The organism is Rhodoferax sp., assembly GCF_037143375.1.
Taxonomy (GTDB): Bacteria; Pseudomonadota; Gammaproteobacteria; order Burkholderiales; family Burkholderiaceae_C; genus Rhodoferax.
Genome location: NZ_JBAWYV010000155.1, coordinates 1 through 7138 on the forward strand (window position 1 = coordinate 1; position 7138 = coordinate 7138).

The window sequence follows — 7138 nt, forward strand, 5'->3', positions numbered from 1 at the left end:
TACAGCGCTTAGTATTTGATTCATTGAACATTAATGTCAGAAGCCAGCCACTATTTGCCGCCGGAAAATAGCCCTTGAATGGAAGCACATCATGTGCGTTGAAAAGCGAAAATTTGTGGCGATTCAATAAAAATTGGGTAAAGTCCGGCACTAGGGTGATTTGCACAGTGATTCCAGATTAATGCTGCTCGATGCATATCTGCGGCCACCTTGGCAAAGGCACTTTGAAGTGGTGTCACAGGTGGAAGATTTACGTTCTTGACTGAGCTTGCAAAAAAGCCGCGCACTCGCGTAAAGCAAATGATTCAGAACCCAGTGCCAGGCTAATCAAATTCGCCGCGTATACGGCATCACTTCGAAAACGGCTTAGGTCAATCCTCAGCCCTTGCCCGGCCATGAGCCATTTGAAATCAACTTCCACTAATAGTGAGGCACCTGTCTCGTTTTTGGTTGCAGTTTCAATGTACATACTGGGCATCTCCTGCTGGATATGACGTAGGAGTCAACATTGCCAATTAGTGTCGACAACCCTGCAAACACAAACGGCACCTTTCGGTGCCGTTTGCTTCTCACTGTCCGAAGACTATGAACCATTAAGCCTTTTTAGTGGCTTTCTTAACAGCGTCAACGGTTTGCGTCGTTGCTGCAGCCAAGTTGGACTGAGCAGTTTCAACGGCGTTTTTGGCTTGAACCTGCAAGGACTCAAGTGCATTTTGACCAGCGGCTAAAGCATTTTTGAAAGCAGCAACTGCGGATTCGCTTCCAGCTGGTGCGTTTTTGGTCAAGCTTTCAACAGCGCCAGAAAAAGCTTTTTGAGCTTCGGCGGTCTTGGCTTCAACTGCTTTTGTCAATTCAGCGCTGCTGTCCGACACGATTGTTTTAACATTTTCAGCGTAAGCAGCTGACTTGACTGCCAAAGGCTTTACAAAAGCCGTTTGCAAAGCAATCACTTCTTGAGCATCCTTGGCACCCAAGATGGCGTTGACTTGGCTCAGGGATTCAGCAACGGCAGCTTTGGAAGCGGCCATGTTGAGTTCGACCAGTTTCTCTACGCCAGCAAATGCTTGGCTGGTGATGCTTTCCAGTGCTTTCAGGTTTGCTTTGTTGGTTTCGATAAATTGAGCAGCGGTGGTGTTCATTTAAGTTTCCTTAATAAGTGTAAAAATCAGGTGACTCAACCATAAAAGCTGTAGGATACATTTATGTTGCAGTGCAGCATAATTGAATTGTAGGGATTGTTTGAGTGCTTGGGGAGTTTTTGCTGCAGTGCAGCAATCATTAGGGGCAACGGTCTAGTGCGAGTGATAGCGATGCTTGGTAAGTGTTCAATTTAGTGAACGCTTGTGAGTGCAGCCAAACCATTTTCGCAATTCACCACTTTGCAAATTGAATGGCTCACCAAGGTTTTTGTTGAGGCTTATTCCAGACTTGACACAAGTTGCTCATGCCCATGTTGCTGATTGCGCAATGATGAACCACTTGAAGTCGGTTTTAATAGATTGGTGAAGGTGAACACCATCGCAATTGGAGTAATCGCTTGTATCTGACCGTTTCTGGCCTTCCTGCAATCATCATTCAACTCGTCTTTGTCGTTGTCTTTTCTATGCCAGTTTGGCTTGGTGCCCGGATTGTTGGTGCCAAACATTCAACGCTTTTGCGCGCTGTTTTTTCGCTGATGCTGGGAACCATTGGTGTCGCCTTTTGCATTTTTCTTACCGGGTTACTGGCATTTCTGCTTGCGCCTCTCATTCCTGTTGGCCTTCAAGTTTATTCTTGGAACCTCGTTTCTTTGAGCTATTGTGTTGTCACTTGTGGCACTGAGCGGCTACGTGGCCATGGTCTATTGCCTTGGCGTGTGGGGCGCTGGGCTCACCTTACCCGCGAGTGGCATTACGGTTTAAAGCAAAGGCTCAAAGTTATTGATGCCCTCGTTCGCCCGGTTGGAGAACGATGGGGGAGGCGATTAGGTCTGAGGCGCCGGGCCTGTTGAAACTCACGACTTGAATCATTGCGCTGGGCAAAGGCGACCTGACTCAGTCTCAAAGACAAGTCCATGAAACTGCATGCAACTGCTTTGTTATTCATGCTGGACTCCATTGAGTTAAAAGATCATATCGGCCCAACATTTTCAAACGCTGAAAAATCCAGGCTTCGATAACGCGTGAACTTAGGCTTTGACACCGTTGACTTTGCGATTTTGCAAACTACGGTAAGCTGGACCTGTTTCTTTGTACATTTTCAGATGCCACCTCAGACGCTGTTTAAAGTCAAACCTCTGGTCGTTCTTGGGCAACTTTGCATCAATTTAGATTTAACTGTTCCTGATAACTGGTTGTCGCCAAACCATCACTGCGAGGACAATAGCCACGGCCTGAATGAGCACAATGCTGAGCACTGAACCAGCCCAACCCCAACCAACGTAGGCCATCCCTGCTACCAGGGTGCCTGCTGCACCTCCGGCGTAATAACTCATGTAATACAGACCCATGGCCAAGGAGCGCCCCTCACTGACGTTGGAGGCTATCGCGGTGATGGTGGCTGATTGACAAATGAAAATCCCGGTTGAACACACCGCCAGACCGACAACGACCAAGCTTAAGGAAGGCAAAAGGGTCATCAGCAATCCGGCGGCGGATAGGCACAATGCTGACAAAAGTGACTTCAGGAACCCAAACTTGGCTATGTAACGTCCAGTCATTGGCGTCACCAGCACACCCACGAGATAGACGCAGAATACATTGGCCAAGCCAGCGGACGAGAGGTAAAAGGGGGCAGCAGCCAAGTGCAGATTCACATAAGTGAACGTTCCCACGAGCGAGAACAAGACACAAAACCCCACTGCACAAGCGGCCATCAAGTGTTTGTGATGCAGATGACGCCACAGGGTGTCGAAACCTGCCTGCATATTCCGGTTGGGTACAAAGCGGCGAGAGGGCGGCAACAGCCACACCACCAAAAGCGCGCCTAAGAAATTCAGTATGGCCAGGGTGACGAAGGCACCGCGCCAGCCTAATAACTGTCCTGCGTGTCCGGTAATGAATCGTCCACAAAACCCACCCATGACAGAGCCGCCCACATAAGTGGCCGTCATGCGGGCGACACCACTCGCATGGAACTCTTCTGAGATGTAGGCAATAAGTACCACCACAATTCCTGGAACTGCCAACCCTTGAAGGAATCGCAAAATAAGCAGCGCATTAAGGCTATCGGCCATGGGTACCAGCGCCATCGGAACCGTCAGTGCAAACATTGAGGTGCATAGGACGTTCTTGCGACCAAAGGCATCGGAAAGCATACCCATGAAGGGTGAGACCAGCGCAATCGCCAAGACCGTTGCCCCAACTGTCAGACCAGCTTGGACGGGGGAGGCGTGAAAATCGTTCATCACCATCGGCAGCACGGCTTGCATGGCGTAAACGTTCAAAAAGGCAAAAAACCCAATCAGCCAGACGATGGGGCGGGAGGCGAGTTGGCCGGCACCATAAAACCCCTGGCGCAACTGGTCGGCAAGCATCATTGTGATAGCGCTACTTATGGTTGAGTGAGTTGACTGCGCAGAGTGGCATTTTCTTGCCTCAGTTGCTCAATCAAGTGCTCAGCCTCTGTCAGCCGCATTTGGGCCACCTGACAAGCGTCAGAAAGTCTTTCAACTTGAGCGGAAAGGTTATCGGCCACCGCAGTGACGCGTTCGCGGGTGCTTTCGCGTGTCAGTGTCAGTTTTGCGGCCAGCCCATCGAGCCAGACCATGATTTCAACCCGGGTCGTATCTTTGTGCACTGGATTTTGAAGTGTTGCTTTCTTGACGTCGGCGCGTCGACAGAGCTCTGACTGCGTCACGCGCCCATAATTAAAAGGGTAAATGCCATGGTTCGCTTGAACTTCGGCTTCTATGTCGCGCATGGCCCGGCGCAGTCTCTCAAGTGCTGCTTCTGTTCTTGCGTTGGGTTTCTCGGATGCCGTAATCGGCATCATCAGTGAATTTGTCATGACGAAAGTTTAAGCCTCAAAACTTGAAACAGACCGACACGCCGCTTGTTTGATACAGAATGCAGCATGTCTCATTCCGTTCAGTCCGAGCTGTCAAGCACCGCACTTGAGTTTCACGGCTCTGAAGTGTCAAGCGTCGTGTCCGTGAATTCGGATATTCATGTGGTCTTTTCTGCCGCTCATGTTCAACGGTCTATCAGCACACCGGGGATTGATGCCAGTGACGGTTATGAGCAAGCCGTCGAACTCCAACTTCGTCAAGCGGTTTGGACTGGCTCACTTAATGAGTGCATTGGAAATTTATCAGAGGGCGAGTTGAGCGTCGATCAAACTTCAGTAAAACGTGTGCCACTACCTTTTCAGGCCGTCGGCAATGTCGCCCTGAATTTGCACTTTTCTAACGGTGCTGTGCTATCTGCCTGGGGTACCTCGGTAAAACTTTCACAAAGAGCCCAGACCCCGTTCGTAGAAAATTTTGCGTGCTAACGAGTGCCAGCCAATTAGTAAGTGGACGCAAGTTGAAAAGTTTGTCTATTGCCGACAATAGCCACTTAGATTTTCCTCCTTGGCGTGATTAAACCGCGCACTTGATTCGTTGATTTAAAACTCTTCGTTGCATGACGCCAATTGCGCATCAGTTTTACGAAAAATGACTTCACCCGTGGGAATGTGCACGACACGAATTTCATGACCAGATGGCTTCGTCATGCTTTTTGTTGCCAAGACAATGGCCAGTGCACGGTCAACGAGGTTGAAGCATTTGGCAGCAGCGCCAGGTAACAGGGGACCGATGAGTGGAAAAGAACTTTCAACGCGGTAGGCGATTGCAGACATGTTGGACTCCTTGAATTTTTATAATTGATTGTTTTCAAGGAGCTTAGCCTGCTGCTGTGTCAAGGGCGTGTCTGTCTGTGAAGTTATGTAAGTGCATGGGGTACTAACTTTCTTGTTATTCAGAAATTTCTCGTTCAGGTTGTCTGGCGACCTCTGGCTTAGATTGATATTGCGAGTGGTCATCAAACTTTCATACCGTACAGTAATGATGTGAGGGCGGTATGTCACCGTTGCCAACCATTTGCGAGCCCTTCATGACCAATGAGAACCCCCCCGTGATATCAGTTGACGCGACTGTCGAGTTGACTGAAGATCATTTCGATGAGGATTTTGAGACCGCAGGCGAGTACCACCGCATGGCCGCCTTGCACTTTTCTGCTGCTGCCAAGCATCACCTTGCAGCAGCGAGTGCCGATGACGAAGGGGATGCTGATGGCACCGCCCGCCACGCATTTCAGGCCTTTCGCCACCAGCTTAATGCCGTGCAATACGCCGAAATCGCAGTCATGGATAACGATAGCCTGGATGATGAGAGCGACGACGAGGAAGACAGCAACATCTGATCCTGCTGAGTTTGCAGTGAACATGTGCTACCTCGTATGCAGTCCAGCAAACTGACACGAAAGAGTCACATCAGGCTCTGACAATGAAATTCTGCCCATCACAAAACCTATTAATAAAATGACAAACGAGCACTTATTGGCCCACATAACAAGCCAACTCACGGAATGCGGGGTTCAAATTGTTGCATTACCCGGTGGATGCCTTCGATTACTGGGTCGCTACGGAAGCATCCTGTTGAGTCATGACTTGCTGACGTTGCGCCCCCATCACATCGAGCGCCTCTGTTCTTAAGTTGCCTATACGGAATCACTATGAGGGGACTGCCAGTTTGCTCGTGAAAGTCATTTCCGACACCACCTTAGCAATGGCCGGATTATTAAATGCGCCCATCCGGGTTGCAGTCGACCTTGGAGAGAGTTATTTATTAGCCAGTTAGCGGTATTCCTGGGTCTGGGCCTTTCCTTACCAATAATTGGAAGATGATTTGTGAAACACAGTTTGGGTGTGTTTTAAATCAAGTTACTAATGGATAGAAAGTTTTGATATATTTTTAGCCATGAGCATCGGTTAGCCAACGAGTATTCAAAAAAGTCTGCCTGGATAAATAAAATGACGATAAAAGACCGCATTTGTACATACTCCATTACGCAGCATCAGGTGGATAACGCAGTAGAGCTACTGACAACATCGTTGCGGCATATCCCCTCGTTTTCTACGCAATTAAGGGCTGAAATACGTGACACTATTTCGACATTGAAAAATCTTACAAAAGTGCAGAACTTGGAAGTCGGTGATTAAAACTCTGGAACTGAAATCAGTGTCTGACCCGAAGAAGCGAAACCGGGAATAAAAATAAACAAGGCGATTTTCCAGGGATTCTGGAAGGCATATCTGCGTTATGCTTTCGTTACGATGCAGTTGTTCCCAATACGCTCAACACCTGGTCAAGACTTACGCCAAGCCCTTGAACTGGCTGTAAGTAACCGAGCTTGCAGAGCAGAATTTTTGATTTTTGGCATCGGCAGTTTGTCAAATGCCCAGCTTCGGTTCGCAAATGCCAGTGAGCCCCATCATTTGGCTGAGTCGACCGAAACTCTGAGTTTGTTGGGCACCATCGCACTGAACGGTTGACATCTGCATATGGCACTTTCCACTTCCGTTGGTAAAGTATTAGGCGGACATGTGATGTCTGGTTGCATAGTAAGAACCACTGCGGAAGTGTTGTTAGGCTTGTTGCACGGTTGGAAGTTCTCGCATGAGCCTGACGCGTTGACTGGCTATAGCGAGTTGGTGATACAGAGCAACTATTTTCGTGAACGGATACCGGTGACTGGACAGGGCACTGATTTGCCGTGACACCGCTAACGACTGCGCACATCGGCGAAAGGACTGCAGAGTCGCCACGACAAAACCACAGATGAGCACACCGTTATTGTTCACTTATCGCCGCTGCCTGTACGCCATGCGCGCTCGCATGGCTTTGCTGGCGGCTGGTATTGAATTCGATGGCTTTGAAATCGTTTTACACGATAAACCTGCTGCGCTGCTTGCTTTATCACCCAAGGCCACCGTACCCGTACTGCAACTGCCCAAGGGCCGTGTGCTGGAGGAAAGCTGGGACATTGTTCAATGGGCGCTGGGCACTCAAGACCCATATGGCTGGTGGAGCCGGGCTCAATCGACTGCACGACCAAGGCTCACCCAATGCGCTCCTCCAGCAAACGAATACGTTGTGACACCGCCGATGGCGTCA

Annotated in this window: 9 protein-coding genes and 1 pseudogene; 4 read left to right on the top strand and 6 right to left on the bottom strand. The window is 49.3% G+C overall.

The annotated features are described in order from the left end of the window. Window positions 1-250 precede the first annotated feature (250 nt). The 5 genes from WCG50_RS16155 to WCG50_RS16175 form a co-directional block, all read right to left on the bottom strand. A complete protein-coding gene (locus WCG50_RS16155; protein WP_336900623.1) occupies window positions 251-469 on the bottom strand; it encodes a hypothetical protein in 219 nt (72 codons plus the stop codon). Between the two features lie 124 nt (window positions 470-593). Continuing rightward, window positions 594-1139 carry a phasin family protein gene (locus tag WCG50_RS16160; protein ID WP_336900624.1) on the bottom strand — a complete coding sequence of 182 codons (546 nt, stop codon included), beginning with the start codon at window positions 1137-1139 and terminating at the stop codon, window positions 594-596. A 278-nt stretch (window positions 1140-1417) separates the two neighbouring features. Continuing rightward, window positions 1418-1645 carry a hypothetical protein gene (locus WCG50_RS16165; protein ID WP_336900625.1) on the bottom strand — a complete coding sequence of 76 codons (228 nt, stop codon included), beginning with the start codon at window positions 1643-1645 and terminating at the stop codon, window positions 1418-1420. Window positions 1646-2311: 666 nt separating this feature from the next. Next, a complete protein-coding gene (locus WCG50_RS16170; RefSeq protein ID WP_336900626.1) occupies window positions 2312-3517 on the bottom strand; it encodes an MFS transporter in 1206 nt (401 codons plus the stop codon). A gap of 14 nt (window positions 3518-3531) precedes the next feature. Further along, window positions 3532-3987, bottom strand: a complete 456-nt coding sequence (locus WCG50_RS16175) for a hypothetical protein (protein ID WP_336900627.1) — start codon at window positions 3985-3987, stop codon at window positions 3532-3534. Between the two features lie 66 nt (window positions 3988-4053). On the opposite strand from WCG50_RS16175, the gene WCG50_RS16180 reads away from it, so the two are divergent. After that, the gene (locus WCG50_RS16180; protein ID WP_336900628.1) at window positions 4054-4473 is read left to right on the top strand and encodes a hypothetical protein; all 420 of its coding nucleotides are present in this window, start codon (window positions 4054-4056) and stop codon (window positions 4471-4473) included. Window positions 4474-4587: 114 nt separating this feature from the next. On the opposite strand, the gene WCG50_RS16185 is transcribed toward WCG50_RS16180, so the two are convergent. Next, window positions 4588-4821 (bottom strand): hypothetical protein, encoded by a 234-nt coding sequence (locus WCG50_RS16185; protein WP_336900629.1) that lies wholly within the window; start codon window positions 4819-4821, stop codon window positions 4588-4590. A 275-nt stretch (window positions 4822-5096) separates the two neighbouring features. Here WCG50_RS16185 and WCG50_RS16190 point away from each other — a divergent pair, with 275 nt between their 5' ends. From WCG50_RS16190 to WCG50_RS16200, 3 genes and pseudogenes are all read left to right on the top strand, one after another. Continuing rightward, complete coding sequence (locus tag WCG50_RS16190) at window positions 5097-5384, top strand: hypothetical protein (RefSeq protein WP_336900630.1); 288 nt, start codon at window positions 5097-5099, stop codon at window positions 5382-5384. Between the two features lie 913 nt (window positions 5385-6297). After that, a pseudogene (locus WCG50_RS16195) lies at window positions 6298-6741 on the top strand (PPC domain-containing DNA-binding protein). A 61-nt stretch (window positions 6742-6802) separates the two neighbouring features. Next, a partial coding sequence (locus WCG50_RS16200) for a glutathione S-transferase N-terminal domain-containing protein (protein WP_336900631.1) occupies window positions 6803-7138 on the top strand: 336 nt, incomplete at its 3' end.